General features: G+C 38.4%; 16 protein-coding genes. 2 read left to right on the forward strand and 14 right to left on the reverse strand.

The window, feature by feature from the left end:
- Positions 1 to 31: 31 nt before the first annotated feature.
- From ACUNWD_RS06720 to ACUNWD_RS06745, 6 genes are all read right to left on the reverse strand, one after another.
- Positions 32 to 3,448: a SusC/RagA family TonB-linked outer membrane protein gene (locus tag ACUNWD_RS06720; RefSeq protein WP_445587020.1), complete on the reverse strand. Its 3,417-nt coding sequence runs from the start codon at positions 3,446 to 3,448 to the stop codon at positions 32 to 34.
- A 144-nt stretch (positions 3,449 to 3,592) separates the two neighbouring features.
- Positions 3,593 to 4,636 (reverse strand): FecR family protein, encoded by a 1,044-nt coding sequence (locus ACUNWD_RS06725; protein WP_445587021.1) that lies wholly within the window; start codon positions 4,634 to 4,636, stop codon positions 3,593 to 3,595.
- 116 nt (positions 4,637 to 4,752) lie between these two features.
- Complete coding sequence (locus ACUNWD_RS06730) at positions 4,753 to 5,385, reverse strand: RNA polymerase sigma factor (protein ID WP_445587022.1); 633 nt, start codon at positions 5,383 to 5,385, stop codon at positions 4,753 to 4,755.
- Between the two features lie 192 nt (positions 5,386 to 5,577).
- Entirely contained in the window at positions 5,578 to 7,779 is a 2,202-nt protein-coding gene (locus tag ACUNWD_RS06735; RefSeq protein WP_445587023.1) for a glycoside hydrolase family 97 protein, read from the reverse strand.
- Between the two features lie 11 nt (positions 7,780 to 7,790).
- The gene (locus ACUNWD_RS06740; RefSeq protein ID WP_445587024.1) at positions 7,791 to 8,816 is read right to left on the reverse strand and encodes an aldose epimerase family protein; all 1,026 of its coding nucleotides are present in this window, start codon (positions 8,814 to 8,816) and stop codon (positions 7,791 to 7,793) included.
- A gap of 277 nt (positions 8,817 to 9,093) precedes the next feature.
- Positions 9,094 to 9,819 (reverse strand): NUDIX hydrolase, encoded by a 726-nt coding sequence (locus ACUNWD_RS06745; protein ID WP_445587025.1) that lies wholly within the window; start codon positions 9,817 to 9,819, stop codon positions 9,094 to 9,096.
- A 332-nt stretch (positions 9,820 to 10,151) separates the two neighbouring features.
- On the opposite strand from ACUNWD_RS06745, the gene ACUNWD_RS06750 reads away from it, so the two are divergent.
- The gene (locus ACUNWD_RS06750) at positions 10,152 to 11,867 is read left to right on the forward strand and encodes a purine-cytosine permease family protein (protein ID WP_445587026.1); all 1,716 of its coding nucleotides are present in this window, start codon (positions 10,152 to 10,154) and stop codon (positions 11,865 to 11,867) included.
- Positions 11,868 to 11,897: 30 nt separating this feature from the next.
- A complete protein-coding gene (locus tag ACUNWD_RS06755) occupies positions 11,898 to 13,388 on the forward strand; it encodes a mannitol dehydrogenase family protein (RefSeq protein WP_445587027.1) in 1,491 nt (496 codons plus the stop codon).
- Positions 13,389 to 13,563: 175 nt separating this feature from the next.
- Here ACUNWD_RS06755 and ACUNWD_RS06760 read toward each other — a convergent pair whose 3' ends face one another.
- From ACUNWD_RS06760 to ACUNWD_RS06795, 8 genes are all read right to left on the reverse strand, one after another.
- The gene (locus ACUNWD_RS06760; protein WP_445587028.1) at positions 13,564 to 15,186 is read right to left on the reverse strand and encodes a carboxylesterase/lipase family protein; all 1,623 of its coding nucleotides are present in this window, start codon (positions 15,184 to 15,186) and stop codon (positions 13,564 to 13,566) included.
- 51 nt (positions 15,187 to 15,237) lie between these two features.
- Positions 15,238 to 16,209, reverse strand: a complete 972-nt coding sequence (locus tag ACUNWD_RS06765) for a hypothetical protein (protein WP_445587029.1) — start codon at positions 16,207 to 16,209, stop codon at positions 15,238 to 15,240.
- A 37-nt stretch (positions 16,210 to 16,246) separates the two neighbouring features.
- Positions 16,247 to 17,854: a sulfatase family protein gene (locus ACUNWD_RS06770; RefSeq protein WP_445587030.1), complete on the reverse strand. Its 1,608-nt coding sequence runs from the start codon at positions 17,852 to 17,854 to the stop codon at positions 16,247 to 16,249.
- Positions 17,855 to 17,895: 41 nt separating this feature from the next.
- Positions 17,896 to 19,458, reverse strand: coding sequence for a sulfatase family protein (locus ACUNWD_RS06775; RefSeq protein WP_445587031.1), 1,563 nt, complete (start codon positions 19,456 to 19,458; stop codon positions 17,896 to 17,898).
- A gap of 37 nt (positions 19,459 to 19,495) precedes the next feature.
- The gene (locus tag ACUNWD_RS06780) at positions 19,496 to 20,878 is read right to left on the reverse strand and encodes an SGNH/GDSL hydrolase family protein (protein WP_445587032.1); all 1,383 of its coding nucleotides are present in this window, start codon (positions 20,876 to 20,878) and stop codon (positions 19,496 to 19,498) included.
- A gap of 101 nt (positions 20,879 to 20,979) precedes the next feature.
- On the reverse strand, positions 20,980 to 22,539 hold the full coding sequence (locus ACUNWD_RS06785; RefSeq protein ID WP_445587033.1) for a sulfatase family protein: 1,560 nt from the start codon (positions 22,537 to 22,539) through the stop codon (positions 20,980 to 20,982).
- A 21-nt stretch (positions 22,540 to 22,560) separates the two neighbouring features.
- A complete protein-coding gene (locus ACUNWD_RS06790; protein WP_445587034.1) occupies positions 22,561 to 24,117 on the reverse strand; it encodes a sulfatase family protein in 1,557 nt (518 codons plus the stop codon).
- A gap of 73 nt (positions 24,118 to 24,190) precedes the next feature.
- Positions 24,191 to 25,966 (reverse strand): sulfatase-like hydrolase/transferase, encoded by a 1,776-nt coding sequence (locus tag ACUNWD_RS06795; RefSeq protein ID WP_445587035.1) that lies wholly within the window; start codon positions 25,964 to 25,966, stop codon positions 24,191 to 24,193.
- Positions 25,967 to 25,985 lie beyond the last annotated feature (19 nt).

A 25,985-nucleotide genomic window follows, 5' to 3' on the forward strand; every position in this document is an offset into this window, starting at 1 on the left:
TATTTAAGTTGATTACAACTGGTATTTAATTTTAGAAACTAAAGTTTAATCCAAATACAAACATTCTGGCAGATGGATACCAATCACCATTTTCAGGATCATATCCTTTGTACTTAGTCAAACAAAATAAATTGTTCCCAGTAGTATAAACCCTAAAATCACTCAGTCCAGCGCGTTGCACCAAACTTTTAGGTAAATCATAGGACAGTGTTAAAGTAGCTAACCTTAAGAAAGAAGCATCCTGTAATCCCCAGGATGTTTCGCCAGTTCCAAATCGAATTGAACTATCGTAAGTTGCCCGTGGAACATTCGTATCTGTATTTTCCGGAGTCCAACGATCCAACATATCTTTATGAGCGGAGCCATAACCAGTGCTATTCATCAACCCCTCGTATAAACTACCAATCGTTTTAACTCCATATGAATAGTTAAATACTGCATTCAAAGTGAAATTTTTGTAGTTCATTCTACTTGAAATACCACCATAAAACTTAGGATCACTCTTACCAACAATAACCCGATCATCTTCATTGATCACACCGTATCCATCTTCTCCTGGTTGTTGTTGATCTTTTGGCAAAATATCACCTGGCTGTAAGGTCTTACCTGGAAGTTCTAACGAATTTACATAGGCCATGTCATCTTCCTGTATGATACGGTCAAATTCCCACATGTAGATCGTGTTCAATGATTCTCCAAGGAAGAAGTTACCTGTACGCTGAATTTCGGTTCCAGTAAAACCACCAAAATTGTATATGGCATCAACGTTTCCATAAAGCTTAGTTACCTCGTTCTTGTCAAAAGAAATATTGGCAGAAAGGTCCCAATTGAAATCTCTTGTTTTAACAATCTCACCACTAAGTGAAAGTTCAAAACCTTTATTGGTCATTTCTCCAATATTTTCAATAGCTGAGCTATATCCGGTAAGAGTAGAAAGTGTTCTTCTCATCAACAGGTTTGAATTGACAATATTGAAATACTCAGCAGTTACTTTCAATCTATTATTCAACACTCCTAAATCCAAACCAATATTCATTTGGGCTTGCTTTTCCCAAGTCAAGTCAGCTGTACCTCTAAGTCCAGATGAATTGAACGAAACTTTGCCATCAGAATATGAAGGATTATACAAACTCAAGAATGAGTAATCAGGAATATTTTGGTTCCCAACCGTACCATAGCCAAATCGAAGTTTTGCTAAATCAAATAAAGATTGGGTGCTCATGAAATTTTCATTAGCCATATTCCATGCTAAAGCAACAGATGGAAATATTCCCCACTTATGTCCTTCATTAAATTTAGATGAACCATCATATCTAGCAGTTACAGTAGCATAATACTTCCCATCATAGCTATAATTCAAGCGTCCAAGGTAAGACATCAATGTTGATGTGACTAAATTCGAACCCAAGCTAAATCTTTCTTTTCCAAATGCTGATCCAAGATTATTGTATCCAAAGTCATCAATTGGAAAATCAACTGCATTCACATTCGTATATTTAAATGAATTTTTGCTAACACTTGTACTAAATAAGGCAGTCAAAAAGTGCTTGTCAAACTTCATATCGTAAGTCGCTGAATTATCCCATTGATAATTGTAAACGTGATCGAGATTATGAACTGCAATACCACGATACGAATTCCGTAAGGCTTGTTGAATATCACTTGGTGTATATTCGTAATATTCCTGATCAATTACATCGATAGAGAATGACGAACGAATATTCAATCCTTCAATTGGATTAATATTCAAATAATTGGTAGAAAAAATACGACTTTTATAAGTGTCTTTATCCAATGTCAATGACTTAATTGGATTTTCACTATTGATATCCCAATTGTTCCCCCATGCCAAATACAAGTGTTCATCGCTTATTGGAAGCAACGGGTTTGCACCACGTGCAACTGCAAATACTTTTCCATCAACTAAATCATTTACTGAACGGGAATATGAAGTATTTGTACCAACTTTCAACCAAGGTTTTAATTGCTGCTCAAGATTAATTCTTCCTGAGTATTGTTTGTAATTGGAACTTTCAACGATCCCTTGCTGATCGGTGTAACCAAAACTTAAATAGTAAGTTCCTTTTTCAGAACCACCAGAAAAACTTAAAGTATGATTTTGCTGAACGGCAGTGCGTGTAACTTCATCTAACCAATTATAGCTGTCTCCATTATTATAGCTCTCATTTTCATAATCAGCGAACCAAAGTTTTCCTTCTCCCAAAAGTTCATCATTAATGAAATTTTGTCTGCTTGCGCCTGGATTTAAAGTATAGTAAGCTCCTCCTACAGAACCTGCATTTTCCAAGGCATCAATACGAAGCTCATACATATCTTTTGCGCCCAGAGTAAGTGATTGGTTTGTGAAATTTTGAACACCAAACCAACCATCGTAAGTAACTTTTCCTTCGCCACTTTTCCCCTTCTTAGTCGTAATAATAATAACTCCATTGGCACCACGTGAACCATACAATGCAGTTGATGACGCATCTTTTAAAACATTGATTGATGCTACGTCGCTTAGGTTAATCATGTTAAAATCGCGATCCATGACAATACCATCTACAACATAAATCGGACTTGCACCATAATTCATCGAGTTATTTCCCCGCACCTTTATTGAGGCATCGCTCCCTGGTTGCGGATTTGTTTTAATATAAACACCAGCAGCACGACCTTGCAAGGCCTCATTAATACTGGTTACCGGGCGCTCTTTCAATGTTTCTTCACTAACATTGACGGTAGCACCCGTCAAATCTTTTTCTTTGATTGCAGCACCAACTACAATAACTTCGTTAATCGAAGTAAAATCTGACTTCAAAGAAACATCAATCTGCTGTACTCCATTTACTGGAATCTCCTGAGTTTCGAAACCAATAAAGCTAAAAACCAGAATTGCATCTTTAGGTGCATTAATTGAATAGTTACCATCAAAATCTGTAATAGTCCCTTGCGTAGTCCCTTTGATAACGACATTCACACCAACCAGTGATTCGTTATCTTCAGACGAAATCACTCTTCCCTGAATTTTTACATCATTTGATTGTTGCCGCTGAACCTCAACCTTTGATTTTTCGTTCCAGCTCTTCTTAGCAACATTTATTATCTCGTTAATTTGTTTAAATTTCAAATTTGTTTCAGATGAAATTTCTACGAGAATATCATAAATACTCGCATTGTTTTGATCAATTGTAATCCGCTGATCACTATCGATTACTCGATCATCATACACAAATGTATATTGCGTTTGTGATTCAATTAAGTCAAAAACTTCAAGTATTCTAGCTTCATTTATATTAACTGTTATTCGTACCTCATTGATGGTGTCAATTCTTTTAAATGCATCTGCATTTGCATAGGTCGCGACTACAGAAAATAAGTGAAACAGTAATATCCCCAAGACATAACGGGGCTTAATAACCGATTGTCTTAATAAATAATTTTTCATAAGTTTGGAATAATTAATTAGTTCAAATTCTGATTAATAACAAAGCATGATTTGTATGAGCTTTTCATGCTTTAAAGCCGGAGGTCCGAATCTCCGGTTTTTTTGTTTTTTAGGAGCTATTCATTTTATTATTAAAGTTTTATATTATTTAAAACTGATTTCAACCTGTGTTCCCTGTAAGGTATAGTTAATGTTTTCGGCAAAGCTGATACTTTCCAGGACTACGGCTAATGTTTTATTCTTGAATCGACCATTCACTCTCCAATTTTCTCCTGGATTTCCATGCACCTCTACTTCAACACCATACCAACGTTCAATCATCTTCACAAAATCCTCAAATCCGGCTCGGTTCAATACTAAGACCCCATCCTGCCATGATAAATCATCGTTTGTAACTATTGATTTCAGCACTTCAATTCCTGAGATGTCCAATTTTTGACCTGGATCTAAATAAACACTTTCCCAGTCTTCCTTATTTTCACTATTTATAACGACCTTCCCGGTTTTTAATGCAATTGAAACCTTCTCCTCACCCTGATAAGCTTTGACGTTAAATGAAGTTCCAAGAGCTTGGGTGGTATATCCCTTGCTGTGAACAACAAAGGGTTTCTTTAAATCTTTGGCTACACGGAAAAAAGCTTCTCCGGATAATTCAATATTCCGTTGTTTTTTAAAAAACGAAGGATATGTCAATCGGCTTCCCGAGTTCATCATGACTTGTGAACCATCAGGCAATTTGACCGTTTGTTTTTCACCATTATTGGTAACAACTGTGATAAGCTCAGGCTGACGACTAAATAATGATTGATAATTCAAATAAGCGAACAAACCGCCTGCAATAATTAGGATCAAAGCAATGGCAGCTACTCTATTTATCTTCCAGTTGTTCAGCAAGGAAATAATTCGTCCTTTGTTATCTTTTGAATGGCGGTGGGATGAATAAATTCCTAATTCAATCTTCTTCCAGATGAGATCTTCTTTGTCTTTCAAATTCTTATTCTCTTCGAACCTAACTGACCGAAGCAATAAAACAGCTTGCTCAAATTGCTCTTTTCTGTTCGTAGATTCACCAATCCAAATATTCCAATACTCATCAAGTTCTGGAGTAGGATTTTTAACCCAATCAACAAATTTTTGATCGGTTAATAAATCTCCTAAATCCTCATATATATTAGTTCCTTTCTTCATTTATTTAACTGCTGTTTTTTCTATAAGGGAAGAAATATTAAAATGACATCAAAAAAATCTGGAAAAATTCAATTTTTTCTAACTGGAAATGCAATCTGGTTTAGATGCCGCAAAAATCAACAATAGATATTGATTAAAACAAAAAACTTTAAACTGTTTTTTAAACCAGAAATAGCTTTGTAAAATACGTTTCGGACAGACCGAACATGTTCAAATCCCATTATATCTTTGATCTCCTCATAAGAAAGTCCGACATAAAACATATAATATAGCACTTCTCGCTGCCTAGTTGTTAAAGATTCCATCGCCTTTTCAAGTTCTTTCAATTTCGATTCCTTAATCTGTTTCTCAATAATTAACGATTCGACAGGTAAAACAATTTCAAAATCAATATGATTATCAACTTGTTCCCGAGTAAGTCGTTCATCTTTTTTGCGATATTCAAGAATTCGTCTTTTGAGAGATTTTAAAAGATAATATTTGATGGAAGTATTTTGGGAGGTAAGGTTTTTTCGATTTCTTTTTAAGTCAATAAACAGGTCTTGAACACAATCTTCAAGTAACTGGTCATTTTTTGTGAATTGATGTCCGTAGTTGATCAAATCAGAAAAGTACTTCCTATACATGAACTCATACGCAGACTCGTCTCCCTGTTTAAAAGCCTTCCAAACAGACTGATCAGACAGATTTCCATATGACTCCGAGCCTCTGCTTATTGTCTTAAAATCAGGATTTTCAATTCGCTCCAAATGATTCAATTGGTACAAACTATGTATGGTCCCCGACCTGGACATATTGGGTTGTTAAGTTCGCTCCAATATAGATAAATCTTAGTGGTCTGCAAAATGATACGATGAATTGAGTTGGTACTTTGAAACACAAGAATTACAAAATACCAAGCAGCTCGCAGCCCACTCGTATTCGAACCAAAAACTATTCATCTACTTTTGAAATTTTCGTAAAACGTGCGATCTATCAGTCTTAATTCCCGCAACATAAACACCTGGAACAAGGCTATCAACATTTAATTGAACGGAATACTCACCCTGCGAAATTTTATTAAAAGAATACATTCGTCCTAATAAATCAAAAATCTGAACCTGTTGAATTTTTTCCGATGCTTCAACATTTAATTGATTTTGAAAATTATTCAAATAAACTTTGATTTTTTTGTTCTCAATGGTGCTAGTAACACCCGTTGGATTTGAATTTTTAATGTGCATAACCAACCCTCCACTTTTAACCAAATCAAAAGAAAGCATGGATTTATTATTCACTTGCTTAATTTCAAATTCAAGCGCTTTTGCATCTGAAACAGTTTGTTCATTATCACGATAAATTTCCAGATCATAGGTAGTATTCTCATCCAGAAATGAAAAGTCTATTGAGATTGTTCTTGCTGTTGTATTGGTCATCGCACCTAAAAACCAATCCTTATCCTTTTTCCTGGCCATAACTGCAAATTCGCCGACTGCCCCATCCAACGGCAATGTTTTATCCCAGACCGTTGGTACTTTCTTCAAGAAATTCATTGCGATCATATTCTTACGATATTCAACAGGCGAATCGCATAAATAAGCAAGAGGCTGATCAAATAGTATATACATTGCCAATTCGTGTGCCTTTGTTCCCATTGTCATTGGTATTCCATGAGGTACTGGTTCAAACTCATCTACATGTACATTTCGCATCGACCCCGGAGTGTAATCCAATGGACCGGCTAACATTCGTATAAAAGGAAATTGAGTATGATAATCTGGATTTGGGGTTCGATCCCACTTGGCACACTCAGCCCCACGAACAGCTTCAAAACTTACAACATTGGGATAGGTTCGTTGCAAACCGGTAGGTTTCGGACACCCATGCAATAGAAGGATTAATTCCCGTTTTGCACATTCACTCGCCAATTGCTCCAACCAATTGATTGCTTCCTGATCATCGCGTTCAATTAAATCAATTTTTACACCTGCAGCACCAAAGTTTTTTATTTTAGTTAAACGCTCGGGATTTTCAATGGGCAAATTAATAAAGTCCCACATAATTACTTTGACATTTTTGGAAGCTGCATAGTTGCATACCTGCGCGGCATAATCTGCCCCCCAACCAGCATCCATTGTAATATATTCCAATTTGTATTCTGCCGCAAAATCAATGTAGTATTTATACAAATCAAGGCTCAATTTTCCCGAGATCGTGCTTAATTGTTCTGATTCCAATATTGCCTCATGCCACCACTCCCATGCCGATTTTCCAGGTTTAATCCACGAAGTATCTTCGATTTTAGAAGGACTTGCCAACTTATAGGTCAGTTCATTATTTAATAGTTGTTTGTCATCATCTGTTGCAATTACCACCCTCCATGGAAAATCACGTGTGCCATTTGTTTTGGCAATGTATTCTTCTCTTTCAAGCACACGATGATATGCATATACATCACTGGAATCGGAAACCGTTTTTGCCCGATTAGCCCATTCTCCTTTAACAGAGACACTTCCACTAGGTATCAGATACATACCCGGATAGTCAAAAAGATCTGACTCTGCAATAATTACATTAATATCCCCATTTTTAAACAACGCTGGAGTTACACAAAACTGCCCTTCCGGAACATGTTCTATAGTATTATATATGTCATAGGCTCGCTCCCATGAACGCATATTACTATCTGCAGTTGGAAATATTGTATTTCCTGTATTACTTAAATTAAAGATGGCCTCTTCTTCTTTTACAATTATTTCACCGCCAATTGATGTTTGAAATCGATATGCCACTCCTTCATCATAAGCTCGCAGAACAATTGCAAATGAATTTTCAAAATGAATGACCTTTTCATTATAGTCATTTAGTATTTCCTTATTTTTTCCTAGCAAAGGATATAAATGCTCACGAACTTCATTACTCTCGATTGATTCAACAACAGAACTCCCACCTAAAACAGTCTCATCGCCCAGTAATAAAGAAATTGGTGACGGAGCGACAATCTCGGTTTCTTTATATTTTACACTAAATTCGAGATTATCGTTTACAGTTAATCTAATAGTGAATTTTTGATTTGGTGAAAGTAGAATGTATTCTTCAGCACTCAGTTTTGAGACAGAAAATATCAGAATAATAAAAAGAATATTGCGAATAACTAATTTCATATATAGTTGATTTAGTTTGTATCTAAGCTGAATTTGTATGTAATAAACTCTTCGTAACGATCCTCGGGACGCAAAATTATTGAAGGGAAATGGCTATGATTTGTACTGTCTGGATAATGTTGACATTCGAGACAAATTCCATCGAATGGTTTATAGCTTAAACCATGCATTCCAATTTCCCGAGTATCCAAATAATCACCAGTATATAATTGAATGCCCGGATAACTGGTGAAAACGTCTAATTTCCTGCTGGACAACCCACTAACCAGACAACATTGAACCTTGTCTCTCTGATTTTCATCAAAAATATAATATGAATTTATGCCTTTAAAACCGTTGGCTTGCCAGCTAATTTTATCCATGATTCGATTATTCCAAAACTTTAGTTTCCCAGTTGGAATGATTTTTCCTGTTGGTATAAAATCTTCTGTATTCTCTAAAATATTCGATGATCTAATGGCTAGTGATTGTTCTAATGCACTTTCTTTTAAGGCAGACAAATTGAAATATGCGTGATTAGTGAAATATGCGATAGTCGGTTTATCAGTCTCTGCCCAATATTTTATAGAAAGTTCCTGATTATCATTCCATGAGTAAGTGACAGAAAATTGTAAATTCCCCGGCAAACCACCTTCTCCATCCGGACTTTTACAATAAAAAATAATGGAGTCTTTTTCAATTCTCCAATCAAATATTTTCGAATGAAACCCGCTAAAACCGCCATGGTTCGTGTTAATATTATCATTTCTATCTAATTGATACTTTTTCTTGTCTATCTTCAATGATGCATTACCAATTCGATTTGCATATCTGCCAATGGTCGATCCAATATAACAACAATCGTTCAAGTACCCATCCAATGATGGAAACCCCAATACGACATTTTCAAGTTCACCAAACTTATCGGGAACAACGGCTGATACCAAAGTAGCGCCATAGTTGATTAGCTCAATATAACTGCCATGGTTATTTGTCAATCGAAAAAGGCTTACATTCCTTTGATCAACTATCCCAATATCCCGTTTTGAAATTTTCATGTTCACACGTCTCCCAATCCTTCAGAACTCTATAATATGAATTCAGACACATGACGAGTTTAGCTCCCATCATTTAAATAATAATGAGCTGCACATGAAAATGACATCAAAATTTTAAGTGTTTTTTTTCAAATTCTTCCACCGAAGACGCATAAAACACAGTATATCAACGCAGATAAAATACGACGAACTATAATTCCAATTCTACAATTAGGTGAAACAACCGATTCTCCCATATTACTATTCGTAACGAAGAATACGATTCCAAACCTAGCTCTCAAATATTAACAATCTGATTTTTATTGGCAATTCTATCATAGATATCTCTGCTGAACATGTAAAGATTAGCAGGCTTTTTGGAGATTCCCTTTCGTTTCTCCTCCAATGGGACAATGTATTTTTTGCCAATCGCCTTTTTCCGAAAATTTCGATTATCAATTTTGATATTCAGAACCTCTTCATATGCAATTTGAAGCTCATTTAAGGTGAATTTATCAGGTAAAAATTCAAAAATGATTGGTTCAATCATTACTTTTTGTTGAAGATCCTCATAAGCTTTCATTATTATTTCTTTATGATCAAAGCCTAATTGGGGAAGCTCATTAACAGAAAACCATTTTAAGTTGTCATCCTTAAGCGAAACCAGCTCTGTTGGAAGAAGAAAATAATATGCAACCGACATTGTCCGGGTGCTACCACCACGGCTCTTCACCCAAAGTAAATCTTTTTCGTTTTTTATTCGATCCGGGTTTCCAAAAGTTCTGAATTGCTGACTATAAACATTATCCAAGCCTGTGAAATCCTTAAATACACGTACAGCTGATTCATCCAGCTTCTCGCTTTTAAAAATATGTTGTCCCGTCAATAACCAATCATCAATTATGGGATACTTTTCATCATGCATGCAAAGCTGCCGCCTTGTCAAAAGTATATTTATGCAGGAGTTATCAAACCCAAATACTACGCAGTCAACTGAAACATTGGATAACTTTCTAAAATCCATCAATCACGTATTTTATACGTTTATCATCAAATTAAAGCTATTGCAAATATAAGGATCAGAATAGTTATCTCCCAATACAATTCAGCTTAATTCTCACCTAATGAATAGTACACAGAGTTAAAACAAACTTAAAAACATAAAAATTCATTATATATAAAGTTTGTCTCATCTAAAATATTTCAGCTATATTTGAACCATATAACGTATATTTTACGCTTTATAATATATAGATCTTTCATTGAGCATACTGAGAAGATGAAAACTTAATGAAATTCACAATTAAAAACTGACACTTTACAGACAGACTAAACTCTAAACTAATAAAAATCATTATGAAGGAAACTAAGCCAATTCGCAACTTCGACCATCTAGACGAAGAGCAACTCCCCATTCCAGAAAACAAACTTCATGGGTGGAAGCATTTTGCAGGATTATATGCAGGAGAACATGTTGCAGCAACCGAATTTGTAATTGGTGCCACCTTTGTTTCCTTGGGAGCAGGGACACGAGATATTTTACTAGGATTATTGATTGGCAATATACTAGCCGTATTAAGCTGGACATTTCTCACGTCTCCGATTGCTGTTCAAACAAGACTAAGTCTCTATACATACCTCAACAAGATTGCCGGAGACTCAATGACCAAACTTTACAATTGGGCCAATGCAATCATTTTTACAGTTATCTCTGCTGCAATGATCACCGTCTCTTCTTCTGCAGTGCGTTTCCTCTTTAATATTCCCGCTCAGTTAAATTGGTACTCTACCAATATTTGGTTTATACTTATTGTAGTTGCCGTTGGTATTGTTGTTGTGTTGGTTGCGATATACGGATTTAATACTGTTGCCGATTTTTCAAGCATCTGTGCACCGTGGTTATTTGTCTTATTTGTGGCAGGTGCATTTGCTCTACTGCCGGCACTTGCAAATTCTGTCATCGGATCAACTACAATATCAAGTTGGAAAGAATTTATTGAAATTGGAGATCAGTCAATATGGAAAGGAGTAACCAATACCGGTGCACCAGGAATAGGGCTATTAGAGGTAATTGGATTTGCATGGGCCGCAAACACGATAACTCATGTTGGCCTAATCGATATGGCGATACTGCGCTACGCAAAAAAATCGATATATGGAGCACACTCAAGCTTCGGCATGCTGTTTGGGCACTATATTGCATGGATTGCTGCAGGAATTATGGGGGCTGGCGCTGCGGTACTGCTAAAAACAGAAGTTGTTGCCCTAGACCCGGGTGATGTTGCTTACTATGCCCTTGGAGCGTCAGGCTTTGTTATTGTTATCGTTGCCGGATGGACAACAGCCAACGCCAACCTATATCGTGCCGGACTGGCTGCACAGGCAATTTTTAAAAATCACTCCAGAAAGAGCAGCACCATGATTGTTGGTATTTTTACAATTATAATAGCTTGTTTCCCATTTGTCTTTTCAAAAATGCTCCCCATGTTAACTTATGCTGGCCTATTGGTTGTTCCGGTAGGTGCGATTGTTTTTGCAGAACACTTCATCTTTCCTAAAATCGGATTAACAAGGTATTGGGCATACTACAAAAAACTTGTTTCCAGTAAACCTGCAATTATTGCTTGGGTGGCAGGTCTAATCCTGGGTTTTGGACTAAATGCCTTGAATATAATGTCGTTTTACTACTTATTCATCCCTACCTGGTTTTTCACGATCATTCTATATACTTTAATGGCCAGAAAAAGTGGAGCAACAGAGAATTACACCGTTGAAATATTGGAAGAAGAACAACTACAGCTAGATATTAAAGCCTACCATGATGAAAAAGCAAAAACCGAAAAGGTGCGGCAAAAAGACAATACCCTTTTTTCAAAAATGCTTAATATCCTATCAGTTACCTGCTTAGCAATAATATTAATATTGGCTATAAACACCATGTTCGGAAGTTCTGACTTCGAAATATACAATCGCAATAAAGAAATCTTTCACAAATATTCATTATTCTGCACTATCGGATATTTCGCTTTCGCCTACTGGGCATTACGCAGACAAAAAGCTCTTGCAAAATAACAAGTCAAGGACCACAAAAAGAATTATAACATGAAAACATCAATATCATTAAATCAGGAAAATCTAAGTTTAATACCATCCGATGTTATAACCCCCTCATATGATAGAGACAAAGTAACCACCAGTATTGTACACATCGGCGTTGGCAATTTTCACCGGTCACACGAAGCTTTCTACACCAACGAATTAATGGAACGGTACGGCATATTAGATTGTGGAATCTGCGGAGTTGGCTTGCTCGATTACGATCGTCGGATATACAACATTCTTAAAGATCAGGATGGATTATACACGCTGATAACAAAAGAACTGGATGGATCACTTACTGCAAGAGTAATCGGATCAATTGTTGAATATATTTTTGCTCCCGAGAATCCAATTGCCGTTATTGAAAAAATGGCTAATCCTGCTATTAAAATTATCTCACTCACGATAACGGAAGGCGGATACAACTTAAATGAAGCGACAGGAGAATTTGACTTCAGCAATCCGGTAATTGTAGAAGACATGAAAAATCCAATGTCACCCAAAACTGTATTTGGATATCTGTCGCAAGCTCTGAAATTAAGAATGCAACGTGGAATACCAGGATGCACCATTCAATCGTGCGACAACATACAGGGCAATGGTGATGTGGCTAAAAAAGCACTTACCGAATACATCGAAAAAACAGAACCGGAGCTACTTCCCTGGATTGAAGAGAATGTATCTTTCCCCAATTCGATGGTAGATCGAATCACACCTGTCACCGTTGCAGCTGATATCGAAAGATTAAAAACAGAATTTCAAGTTGAAGACCAGTGGCCAGTTGTTTGCGAACCATTTAAACAATGGGTAATTGAAGATCAATTTATAACGGGAAGGCCAGAATGGGAAAAAGTAGGTGCCCAATTTGTTGAAAACGTGATTCCTTTTGAAAACATGAAATTGCGTTTACTCAATGCCGGCCACACCGTATTAGGAATGCTGGGAGCCCTGCATGGCTACAAAACCATAGACGAAGCAGCACACGACAAAGACTTCCAGTTTTTCTTAAAAGCTTTCATGAATGAGGAGGTTACACCAACACTTGGCAATTTGGGCAATATTGATTTAAATAAATACAAAAAGAGCCTGATTGATCGCTTTCAAAATATCTACATAAAAGATTTAATTTCCCGAATTTGTCTGGAAAGCTCTGCAAAAATCCCAATATTCTTATTGCCAACCATCAAAGCACAGTTGCAAGGCAAAGCGAATATAACCAGAGCCACCTTTATAATTGCCGCATGGTGTAAATACAATGATGGCGTGGATGAAAATGGAAAATCCTATGCTATTGAAGATGCTCTGAGCAATGAATTAATTCGGGCAGCAGCATTATCACATGAAAACCCAATCCGGTTTCTGCAAATCAGATCCATTTTCGGCGATCTGATAGATAACAAAACTTTTGTTGACGCTTTTTTAAGCTCATTAAAAATGATTAGGGAGAAAAAGATAAAAGAATGTGTTGCTGAAATTAATTCAAGATTAAGCTAAATTACACTTAGCAAAAATCACAATAACCAATGCTTACAGAAGAAACATAAAACCATAAATCAAGATTATAATTTATAAGATGGGCCGTTGGTGGAATCCAGCAGCCCATCTTATACCCTAATAATAAATCAGGTTCTTCTTTTTGTATTCACATCAGCAGAAATTACATCATCATTTACTGATTTTGAAAAATTTTATCCAAGAGCCGATAACGTTCATCGTTATAAGCTTTCATTAATTTCGATTCCACATCAATTATCATAACAGAAGGGGCGTCATCACTTGGCGCAGCAGCTTTCCACTCAGCTAATCCTAAACCATTTGGATTACCGGTCTTAATAAAATTCGCAAAATATTCCTGCATAGTTTTCGATACTGCATAATCATCTTTTGTCCACGCAAAGTCCTTGTTAATACTAAGATTACCCATACAATAATCAATTTCGCTGGCATGTTTGGCTCCCAGGGATTTTTGAGTTGAAGTATTCGTATTCTCAGCCATTCCCGGGTTAGTGTCATGATCGATCTTGGGAGGAAGAATTCGGCGGAATAAATAACGATACACTGGTTCCTCGCTGTTTTTTCGATGTAAGTCAAACCATTTCCAAGTCGAATACCCTATAAAACCATCAGATGCCAAATCCTTGGCAGCATATTCAACCTGGTTGATATTTCCATGGGGATATAATTTCAGAATTTCCCTGAAATCGTCAGGATAATTTTCTTTTACTCTTTTCTCAAAATTCTCTGGGGTGAAGTCCAGTCCCCTCATAAAGCCATCACCTGATGATTCGGCAGAGTTCCAACCCACCAGCAATGGTACCTGTGACTGCTCCTTTGTTTCAAAGATTTTTTCGAGGTTCTTAGGAAAGAAATACCCATCAAGTACTAAAGGAAATCTGGTGTTTTTTGAATCCCAATAAATCTCCCATATTTCAAGAGCACTCAATGATCGTAGTTGCTCAAGGGAAAGATTTCCTACTTTTTTAGCCATTTCTATCCCAACTTGTTCTGCTTTATCAAGAGGTACTGGAGGCATGAGTGGATTAATGATAGCTCCACTTTCACCTATTGCGCCCTGGAATAACCCTTTGGAAAGAGGTGTTGCCATTTGCGCACTCACAGAAAGCGATCCTGCCGATTCACCAGCAATAGTAACCTTAGCCGGATCACCGCCAAAAACGGCAATATTAGTTTGCACCCATTTAAGGGCCGCATTTTGATCAAGCAATCCATAGTTTCCCGAAGCTTTATAAGGGGATTCAGCCGACAATTCCGGATGTGCCAAAAAGCCAAATATATTCAAACGGTAATTAATGGTTACCACAACAATGCCCTTTTGGGCCGTGCTTGCACCATCATAGCGAAGTTCAGAGCCATCCCCCCTTCTAAATCCGCCACCATAGAAGTAAACCAGCACTGGAATCCCTTTCTCATTGCGCTTAGCCGGTGACCAAACATTAAGGTAAAGGCAATCTTCACTCATGCCATTAGCCCGCGATTTCATATTACCAACAGGTACGCCCTGAATCGCGCGTGGTCCAAAGGATTTCGTTTCTTTTACGCCCTTCCAATTCTTTACCGGCTGAGGTGCTTTCCAACGGAGCTCACCAACTGGCGGCTGGGCAAACGGAATTCCCAGATAATGTTGAATTCCTGTTTTTACATCGTAAAAGCCTTCAATAACGCCATTTTCTATTTCCCTTTGAACGGGCAATGAATTGTAATCCTGTGCCATTGCCGGCAACAGAATTATTGAAAACAAAATAGTTAGTGTAAGTTTTTGGAGTAGTTTCATGGTTGATTGTTTATATGAATTAGTTTTAACTATTGGAAGCCCCTTAGAATTTTACTTTGAACCTTCCCTGGTTTGTTGAATCAAACCTTTTATGATCTCATAAATAGACTTTCCTTTATACGGGCCATCCGGAGAGGTAAATAGTTTTGTTGCATCCCAGTCATCCTGAAAGATTGCATAGACAAAGGTGTAACCTAACTTCTCCTGGGTTGCATGGATATTGTTTATATAGATGTCTGCCTGCTCATCTGCAGTATTGCTTGATCTGAACCTATCCATTGCCCCTGGATAATCGATATACATAAAGTACTTTTTCAAATGAGGATCGGCTTTGAGTTTGTTTAAAGTACTTTCTTTTACTGTCCAGTTCTCGGTGTCAATGTTGAAATCCATATAATCGACATAACCGTAGCCATGATGATATCCCCCTGTCATATTAATTCCAATCACTTCATAACCCATATCCTTTAGCCGCTTTAACATGTTCTCAATCTCCGCTTCAGTATGGACTTTCCAATAGTCAGGCCAGCAATCCAGATTAATATTCCTGATTGGCTTCTCCAAGGGAAGATCATACAGGTTTTGGGCAGCTTCAAAAAACTTTTCCTCGCTCCATTTTAGATTTAATTTTGGGACAATAATGCACTTCTCACTTCCCGCCCTGATAGCGGCATTCAGAAAATCAACTACTGTCATTGGCTCCTCTCCTTCGTCCACCGGAACAAGCATATCTGGATACTGGGCACCAGTGATAAAACGTTCCAGACAATCGGGTTTAAGTTCTTCAATTACCTTCAGAATATCTTGAGCAGTATAATCATTCAGCATCCACTTACCTGTTTTGGTATGTACCTTATTGGCATGCAAGGCAAGCGTGATCATCCGCACATGTATCCCATCCGGCAAATATGGATTGACCTCAACCGTCTTGTTACCATTATTATCATTCCGAACATCTTTTTCACATGCGAAAGAAGATACTGACATAAAAAGTGCCAATAAGCTCAATACAATATTTTTCATTTTACTAATTTCATTGTTTTAGTTTATAGAAAAGACATTACTTTTTACGCGCATTGAGATATCTATCCAGTAATTGCTGATCAAGTTCATCCGAATCTCCATATTTTTCGCGCATCTCATCCAAGCGTTTGTGCATCATCGATTTCACATCTGCATATGCAGGATCATCATAGATACTCTTTAGTTCATGCGGGTCTTTTTCAAGGTCGTACAATTCCCATTCGTCAATGTCATAGTAGAAGTGGATCAGCTTATACCTATCGGTACGGACACCGTAATGACGTTTCACCGAATGGATTGCCGGATATTCAAAGTAGGTATAGTAAACGGCATCGCGCCACTCCGTGCTTTCTCCACTTACCAGTTTACGGAACGATTCTCCTTGAATATTAGAAGGAATCTGCACACCAGCATAATCAAGGAAGGTCGGGGCAAAATCAATATTCTGGACTAATCCATCGATTACCGTTCCCGGTTTAATTTCGTTGGGGTATTTCACCAACAAAGGGGTGCGAAACGACTCCTCGTACATAAACCGCTTGTCGAACCAACCGTGTTCTCCCATGTAGAAACCCTGATCTGAAGTATATACCACAATGGTATTCTTGTCAAGCCCGTTTTCTTCCAAATAATCAAGTACTTTTCCAACACCTTCGTCCACTGCAGCAACACAGCCCAAATAATCCTGCATATAGCGTTGATAACGCCAGTGCATTTTATCTTCTTCGCTCATTTCCCGGTACATATTCTTAAATTCTTCACTGATTGGCATATACACCGAGTCCCAGGCTGCCTTCTGAGCTTCATCCATCCGCTTGAAGTTTTCCACAAGCGCTCTTTTATCATTGTTCCAGGTCTTCGGTATCCCCAGTTCGTCCATTACTTCAGGGTAAATTTTCGAGTCACCTGCCCAGTTCATATGTTTCAGGATATTCATCTCTGCCGATTTCGCTGCTGTTCCCCGTCCTTCATAGTCATCGAATAAGGTTTCAGGTTCTTTAAAGCTCATTTTAGTGTATTCTTTAAAATGACGAGGTGCCGGTAGCCAGGTGCGGTGTGGCGCTTTTTGGTGATATAATAAACAAAAAGGCTTGTCCTGATCCCTGTTTTTTAGCCAGTCTAATGTAAGCTTGGTGGTAATGTCAGTCACATAGCCATGGATTTGTTTCTTTTCCCCATCAAAATAGAAATCCGGATTGTAGTATTGTCCCTGACCTTTTAGCACTGCTGAATAATCAAACCCCTGGGGAATGCCATCCAGGTGTATTTTCCCAATCAGGGCTGTCTGATATCCTGTCTGTTGTAGTAATTTAGGGAAGTTCTCCTGGTCCCAGTTAAAATCAGATACGTTGTCCAGCTTGCCATTTACAAAACTGTGCTTACCAGTCAGCATTGCTGCCCGGGAGGGGGCACACAAAGAATTGGTAACAAATGCATTTAAAAAAATAGCCCCATCACTTGCTATGCGGTCAATGTTTGGCGTTTGGTTCATTCCATGCCCGTAAGCGCTGATCGCCTGGTAGCCATGGTCATCACTCATGATGTATATAATGTTTGGCTTTTCCTGTTTTTCTGCCTGTGTACAGGATGAAAAGCCTGCAGCCATGGATATCGCTGCAAATGGGTAAATCAAGTTCTTCTTCATAGTTATATCAGTATTTTAATAGTTTTTCGATTCACTTATGGTTATTTTAGAGGGCGGCTTCGTCCTTCTTCTACATATTTTTGAAGTAATCCCGACATTTCTTTTTTCCGTTCGGTCTCATGAAGAATTAAATTGTTACTTTCCAGCGAGTCATTGTCCATGTTATACAGTTGACCGTTTACGCCGTTTTTCACAGGCATCAACTTAGAAGGGGAGGTAAAACCGCCGGAGCCAAGACAATCAATATATTTCCATTCTCCTTGTTTCAGAGCCAGTTTGCCGGCAGATGATAAATAAATAACATGATCTCTTGTTGGAGTATTCAAATCGCCATTCAACACACCCATAAAACTAAAGCTGTCCTCTGCTCCATTTTCCGGCAGTTGCTGTCCGGTCAAATCGGCAAACGTTGCAATCACATCAATTAGGTCAACCGTTTTGGTATACAAGGCAGGCTTTTTAATTTTTTCAGGCCAGGAAACAATCAGCGGGATGTGGTGTCCACCATCATAAATATCACCCTTCTGGCCTCTTCTGCTCCAGTTGCTTTGGTGTGCATAGTGCTGCATATCGTCTTCAGCCCAGGGCGCACCGTTATCGCTTGAGAATATAATTAAGGTATTTTCATCCACCCCTAGCTCTTTGAGCTTTTTCGATACACGGTCCACAATATTATCAACCTGATTGATGATATCACCGTAAGTTCCCAGTTCAGAAGATCCTTGAAAGGCTTTTTCAGGTAACCACGGTGTGTGTGGAGCAGTTAATGCCATATACAGAAGAAAGGGCTTCTCTGGCGACTTACGAACCTGCCCGTCGATAAAATCCAATCCATGATTGACAATATCTCCCAGGCAGTCTTCAAATTTGAATGATTTTGACATCTCTCCATTTCGCCACCAGACACCACGTTCGTAGTATATATCATTCTCATTGGTATATTTCCGGTCCCAGTCATAAGTAGTATCTTCTTTTTTCGTAGGGTAAACATCAGCCGTAGGGATTACTTCCGGATCGACCACTTTGCCATTCTCTACAAAAACATAGGGCGCCATATCCAGCGAGCCGGGAAGGATAAATGAATAGTCGAACCCAAGCTCATTGGGACTATTTTTTACCGGCTGTTGAAAATCGACATTGGTATGATACTTAGAGTTTTTTCCCAGTATCAGAGGTTTTGACTCGTCTTTCTTTTCCCACTCAAGCCCCAGGTGCCACTTACCTACAGCGGCAGTGGTGTACCCGGCTTTTTGCATCAGGCTGCCAATAGTTTCCCTTCCCGGCTCAATCAGCGGACTTAGGTAGCCCCAATGACTTGGTTTCTTGGGCACACGGAAAAAGTAACGGCCAGTAAGCAAACTGTAGCGTGAAGGCGTACAAACGGCCCCCCCGGCATGCGCATCGGTAAAACGGATACCTTTTTCTGCCAGCTGGTCGATAGCCGGGGTCGTTGTTCGTGCATAGGGATTGTTTATTGAAACATCGCCATAACCCATGTCATCTGCAAAAATGATTACGACATTGGGTTTTTCCTTTGCTGTGACAGAAAAAAAGCTGCCAACAGCAAAGGCTGATAAAACAAAACCAAAAAATTGCTTTTTCATATTTCTTATTTTAATTTCTTGTCTCAAACAAGGTGGCTCAAAGAACTTTACTTAATTCAACTGCGTGACTAACTGGTTTATTGATGGTATAGATCATCTTCACAATTCCATCCATCTCATTCTGACATTCCTGTCTGAATCCGGGATATTGAGCCTTTTGGTACGACTTAAAAAATCTTCTGGCTTTATTCCAATCAGCCTTGATAGAATCAAGCGCAACCTGATTGTCAGCAAACAACAATCCTTTTTCCTGGAGAAAAGAGAACTCCATCCATGCGTAATCGCGAAAAAGTCTTTCAATTTCAACACGGTTTTCGTTCAAAAGCATAATTTTCATTGCCTGTTGGTACTGAGGCGTATTGGTTAATTCGGCCATATTTATGCCATCTGCCAATTCTAAAGCTGAATATCTGGCTATTGGCTGCCCATCAATCAACAATTGATAGTTTCCACCTGATAGTTCACTTACTATTAGAAGTTCCTGATTAAACTCTTTGGTAAATGGAATTAACCTAAGCGCATCCATCTGAGATCTCGAATATTCTTTCCCCCGAGGAATAGAATCGACTGGATAGGGAAGAGCATTTGCCAGGTAATTAAACGATAGTCCGTTTTCATCTCCTTTCAAGTCAGAAACAGTGCAATTATCAGTCGATTCAACTTTGCTGGCTTCAGCATTGACACTGACTTCAGCCACTTTTTTATTCGCCAAGCCTTGTGCTTTGAGGAATAAATAGGCCATAACCATTTGACCATCGTTGTCCGGATGAACACGATCTTTCCCGCATAAAGTAAACAAGGAATCTTTAACTTCTTCCCGCATGTTAATTTCCATCATCGGGCGGGCAAAGTCAACAAAGCCCCACCCATTTGCTTTGGCCGATGCACGTTGAAAATCGTTTACCTTCAGTAAAGCTTCATTTTTGGTCGGAAAAATTTGTCTTTCAATTTTTGACGTTTCGTCATAAGGCGATCCCCCGATGATCACCTTGGTTAATTCTTTTTCATCCTGCAAACGTTTTTCGATCACTTTGTAATGGTCGAACGATTTTTGGATTTGCTGCTTTGCAATTTCCTGGGCATTATCCTTGAAAAAATCACGGTAACCAACGTCATTCATCCCAAATGTCAGGGTCAGGTATGTCGGTTTTTTACTGAAAATATCATCATCCAGGCGTTCTTCAATGTCCCATGACTTATCACCCCCAACACCAGCATTGAAAACAGTAATGGGCATATCGGGGAAGCGGGTCATATAATACAACCAAATAAATGAATGATAACGCCCCCTATGTGTGATACTGTTTCCTACAAAAACTACACGTTCGCCTTTTTTAAAAAGGGGCACAGGAGTTTGTCCCTGCGCACAAATAAATAATATGCTGGTGAAAACAACCAGATAAAGTCTTTTTAAATTCATAGCTAATATTATTTTTTAAATGAGTAAAGAACCCACTTATTGTTTATCATCAATAATGTTAAAATCAACTTAGTAAAATAATACACTTTCTTTAGGCTGCATTATTTTGCGTGAGGAGCACTGCTCTTTCTTTTCTTGTATTCTGTTAGTTCCTGACTTAATTCTTTTACTACTTCAGGGTATTTTTTCCACAAGTTATTTGTTTCTCCCGGGTCTTTACTTAAGTCATAGAGTTGACCAGGGATTAAAACCTTGTCGGGAGAGTTCTCTCCCTTTTCCCTATCTCTCTTTTTCAATTTTCTATAACATTCAGGAATCATTTTCCATTTTCCTTTCCTTACAGCATCAACTTCTGGATTATTGTTAAAATGGTAAAAGATTCGGTTCTGGTAGTTTTCGTCAGGTTTATCACCTGTCCAGAAGGGTAATATATTCCAGCTGTCTATGGCATCTTCCTGATCCAGTTGGTACCCTGTCAATGCAGCAAAGGTTGCAAAATGGTCGCCTAATGAAATAGTGGTTTCATTAACTGCACCTGCTTCTATATGCTTTGGCCAGCGAACAATATATGGAATGCGATGTCCTCCTTCTTCCGGTTGGCCTTTCCCTACTTTAAAAGGTCCGTTGGCACGATAGTGACTTTTTAAAAGTTCATCATTATCCTCACGACTTGAGTTAACCGAATTAAGATAATAATAGGAACCATTATCACTGGAAAAGATAAGTATCGTGTTTTCTCGTATCCCCGCATCATCAATAGATTTCATTATTTCACCCAAACACCAGTCTACCTGCTGTACGTAATCACCATATTTTCCAATGCCTGATTTCCCAATAAACGGGTCATCCGGCACAATGGGTTTGTGCGGTGAATTTAGAGGAAAATAAAGGAAAAATGGTTGATCGCCTTTCGACAACTTCCGTATTTGTTCCTTTGATTTGGAAAGGATAACACCCATCCATTTTTGAATATCGAAATCTTCGGTGGCAGGCAGGTTTGGACTCAATTTTGGGTTGCCAAGCAGCTTATTTCCTTCCATATTGGCATACCATCCACCTCCAGGCTGTAATGGTGTTCCAAAGAAATAATCAAATCCCCGGTCAGTAGGACCAAGACGTGTTTCCGCTGTTAGAATCCAGTTGTCAGCTGGTTTTGGAAATCTTTTGCTAGTTGGGTTTGGTTGTCCCCATCTACCATCTTTCCCTTCGAACAATACACCGAAATGCCATTTCCCAACGCATGCCGTGTAATACCCTTGTTTCTGCAGCATCTGCGGCATGGTCATACAATTCCATGCGTCAGACTCGGCATCTCCATAATTCCTCCAGATAACCGGGTTTCTTCCTGTCATTAAACCAAACCTTGAAGGAGCGCATAATGAACCAACGCAGTGAGCATCCGTAAAACGCATTCCCTGTTGGGCCAATTTGTCAATGTTTGGTGTTTTAACTTGTGATGCAGGGTTATTAGCATGAGCATCTCCCCAGCCCATATCATCAGCAAATACAAATACGATGTTCGGCGTTTCTTTCTTTTCTGATATCGGATTTGAAAAAGAATTTCTATCACCATTTTTTATCTGATCTGCATTTTTTAGATTCCCGGCATGTGAGGAAAATACAAATGCGATAACTACGAAAACAAAAAATATTCTTTTCATATTAATTTTCTCCTATTAATGTTATTTTGCATGAAGAGCACTGCTTTTTCTTTTCTTGTAATCTGCTAGTTCCTGACTTAATTCTTTGACTACTTCAGGGTATTTTTCCCAGAGGTTATTTTTTTCTCCAGGATCTTTATTCAAGTCATAGAGCTGACCTGGCACGGGAATCAATTGGGGTTTTGACCCACCAGCGCCACGTACACGTTTTTTATAATAGCATTCCGGGATCATTTTCCAATTTCCTTTTCTTACAGCATCCACCTCCGGATTATTGTTATAATGAAAGAAAGTACGATTTTGATAATCTGCACTTGTTTCATCTCCTTTCCATAGCGGTAATATATTCCAGCTATCAATGGCATCTTCCTGCCCTAGCTGGTATCCTGTCAGTGCAGCAAATGTCGCAAAATGGTCACCGAGAGAAACCGTTGTTTCATTAACCGAACCTGCCTCAATTTCTTTAGGCCAACGTACGATGTACGGTATCCGATGCCCACCTTCTTCTGGTTGTCCTTTCCCTTTTTTAAAGGGGCCATTTGCACGATGGTGACTTTTTAAAAGTTCATTATTATCCTCGCGGCTTGAGTTAACCGAATTAAGATAGTAATAGGAACCGTTATCACTGGCAAAGATCAGTATGGTGTTTTCTCGTATTCCGGCATCATCGATCGTTTTCATAATCTCACCAAGGCACCAGTCTACTTGCTGGCAATAATCACCGTATATCCCAATATCTGATTTACCAACAAAAGGTTCATCCGGAATAATTGGCTTGTGTGGTGCATTTAATGGAAAGTATAGAAAAAACGGTTGATCACCTTTTGACAGTTCCTGGATTTTCCCCTTTGATTTGGCAAGGATCACATTCATCCACTTTTGAATATCGTAATCATCCGATACAGGAACACCCTTCGAATCCAGCTTAGGATCGCCAAGGATCTTATTTCCTTCCATATTTACACACCAACCTTCTCCATGTTGCATCGGATTTCCGAAAAAATAATCAAATCCGCGATCAGTAGGCCCCAAGCGTGTTTCTGATGTTAATATCCAATTGTCGGCAGGCTTAGGAAACCTTCCGCTAATTGGGCTTGGAGCCCCCCACTTTCCATCTTTGCCTTCAAATAAAACCCCGAAATGCCATTTCCCAATGCATGCAGTATAATATCCCTGCTTTTGAAGCATTTGAGGCATGGTCAAGCAATCCCATTCCTCAGCTTTAATATTGGTATAATTCTTCCAATTTACCGGATTTCTTCCTGTAAGGAAACCAAATCTGGAAGGAGCACATAGTGAGCCAACACAGTGGGCATCGGTAAAACGCATACCTTCTTGCGCTAACTTATCAATATTTGGTGTTTCTACTTGTGGTTCAGGATTGTTACATTTAGCATCCCCCCAACCCATATCGTCAGCAAAGAAGAATATGATGTTTGGCATTTCTTCTTTTTCCGATATCGAATTTGAAAAAGAATTCCCCTCGTCACTTTCTGTCAGGCTTTCATGCGTTAAATTTTTTGCATGAGAAGAAAATGCAAAAACGATAACTACAAAAACAAAAAATATTTTCTTCATCTTAATATTTATAATTTAATTAATTGATTATTTGGTGTTAATGTTTTTGCTCTCATTAAATTCCAAATAAGGATCATAATTTTATAAATTTATTCACCAGGTAATGATCATTCGATTTGAGCATAATTGTATAATAGCCGGTGATTAAGTTTGTGCAATCAATGTTGGGAACACTACCAATTGTACCTTTTAAAACTAATTGTCCGGTATTATCAAATATTGAGTAATCACTAGCAAAGCTGACGCCTTCAATGTATAAGTGCCCATGAACCGGATTTGGGAAAATTTTTAAATCCTCTTTCAATTGATTTTCTTCTATTGATGTTATCACATGAGGAGCATTACTTTTTCTTATCTTGTATTTTTCTAGTTCCAGGCTCAATTCATTCACTACTTCAGGATGCTGATCCCACAAATTGTTTTGTTCTCCCGGATCTATACTCAGGTTATACAGCTGGCCTGGTATGAAAACCATTTCCGTTCCACTCTTAGTTTTAACTTTGTTGTAACATTCCGGGATCATTTTCCAACTTCCTTTCCTTACCGCATCTACTTCAGGATTATTATTAAAATGGAAAAAAGTCCTGGTCGGGTAACTCTGATCAGGTTCGTCTCCAGTCCAAAGGGGTAAAATATTCCAGCTATCAATGGCATCTTCCTGGCCTAATTCATACCCTGTCAGTGCAGCAAAGGTTGCAAAATGGTCACCTAATGAAATGGTTGTTTCGTTAACAGCTCCTGCTTCAATATGGTTAGGCCAGCGTATGATATATGGGATTCTATGCCCGCCTTCTTCTGGTTGACCTTTCCCCTTTTTAAAGGGACCGTTTGCAAAATAATGGCTCTCTAAAAGTTCATTGTTATCACTCTTACTTGAATTGACGGAATTGAGATAATAATAGGAGCCGTTATCACTGGTGAAAATAAGTATCGTGTTATCACGAATTCCCGCTTCATCAATTGTTTTCATTACCTCACCCAGACACCAATCAACCTGTTGGCAATAATCACCATATTTCCCAATGCCCGATTGGTCAATGAAAGGATCATCGGGGACAACTGGTTTGTGTGGTGAATTTAGTGGGAAGTAGAGAAAGAATGGTTGATCTTCTTTTGATAATTCCTGGATTTTTTCTTTCGATTTTGAAAGGATAGCCCCCATCCACTTTTGAATATCAAAATCCTCGGTTTCCGGCAAGTTTGGACTCAATACTGGATTGCCAAGCAGCTTATTTCCTTCCATATTAGCATGCCAACCGCCGCCAGGTTGTAATGGGGTTCCAAAGAAATAATCAAATCCACGGTCAGTAGGGCCAAGGCGTGTTTCTGAAGTCAGCATCCAATTGTCTACTGGTTCAGGGAATTTGCCACTAACCGAATTTGGAGCACCCCATCTCCCATCTTTTCCTTCAAATAAAACCCCAAAATGCCATTTTCCGATACAAGCCGTATAATATCCTTGTCTTTGCAACATTTGTGGCATGGTAAGGCAATTCCACTCTTCAGCTTCTATATTGACGTAGTTTCTCCAGATAACCGGATTCCTTCCTGTCAACAAACCGAACCTTGACGGGGCACACAACGAACCAACACAATGAGCATCTGTAAAACGCATTCCTTCCTGTGCCAGCTTGTCGATATTAGGTGTTGTAACCTGTGATTCCGGATTGTTAATATGCGCATCTCCCCAGCCCATGTCATCAGCAAAGAAAAATACGATATTTGGCAACGTATTTTCGTCAGCTACAGAATTCGATGAAGCTTTTGTATCACCACCAACTTTTAGATTTCCTGCCTGAGCTGAATGTGCAAGCGAAACAACTACAAAAACAAAAATTATTCTTTTCATCTTAATCTCTATAATTCAA

This window comes from Sunxiuqinia sp. A32 (genome assembly GCF_052690465.1).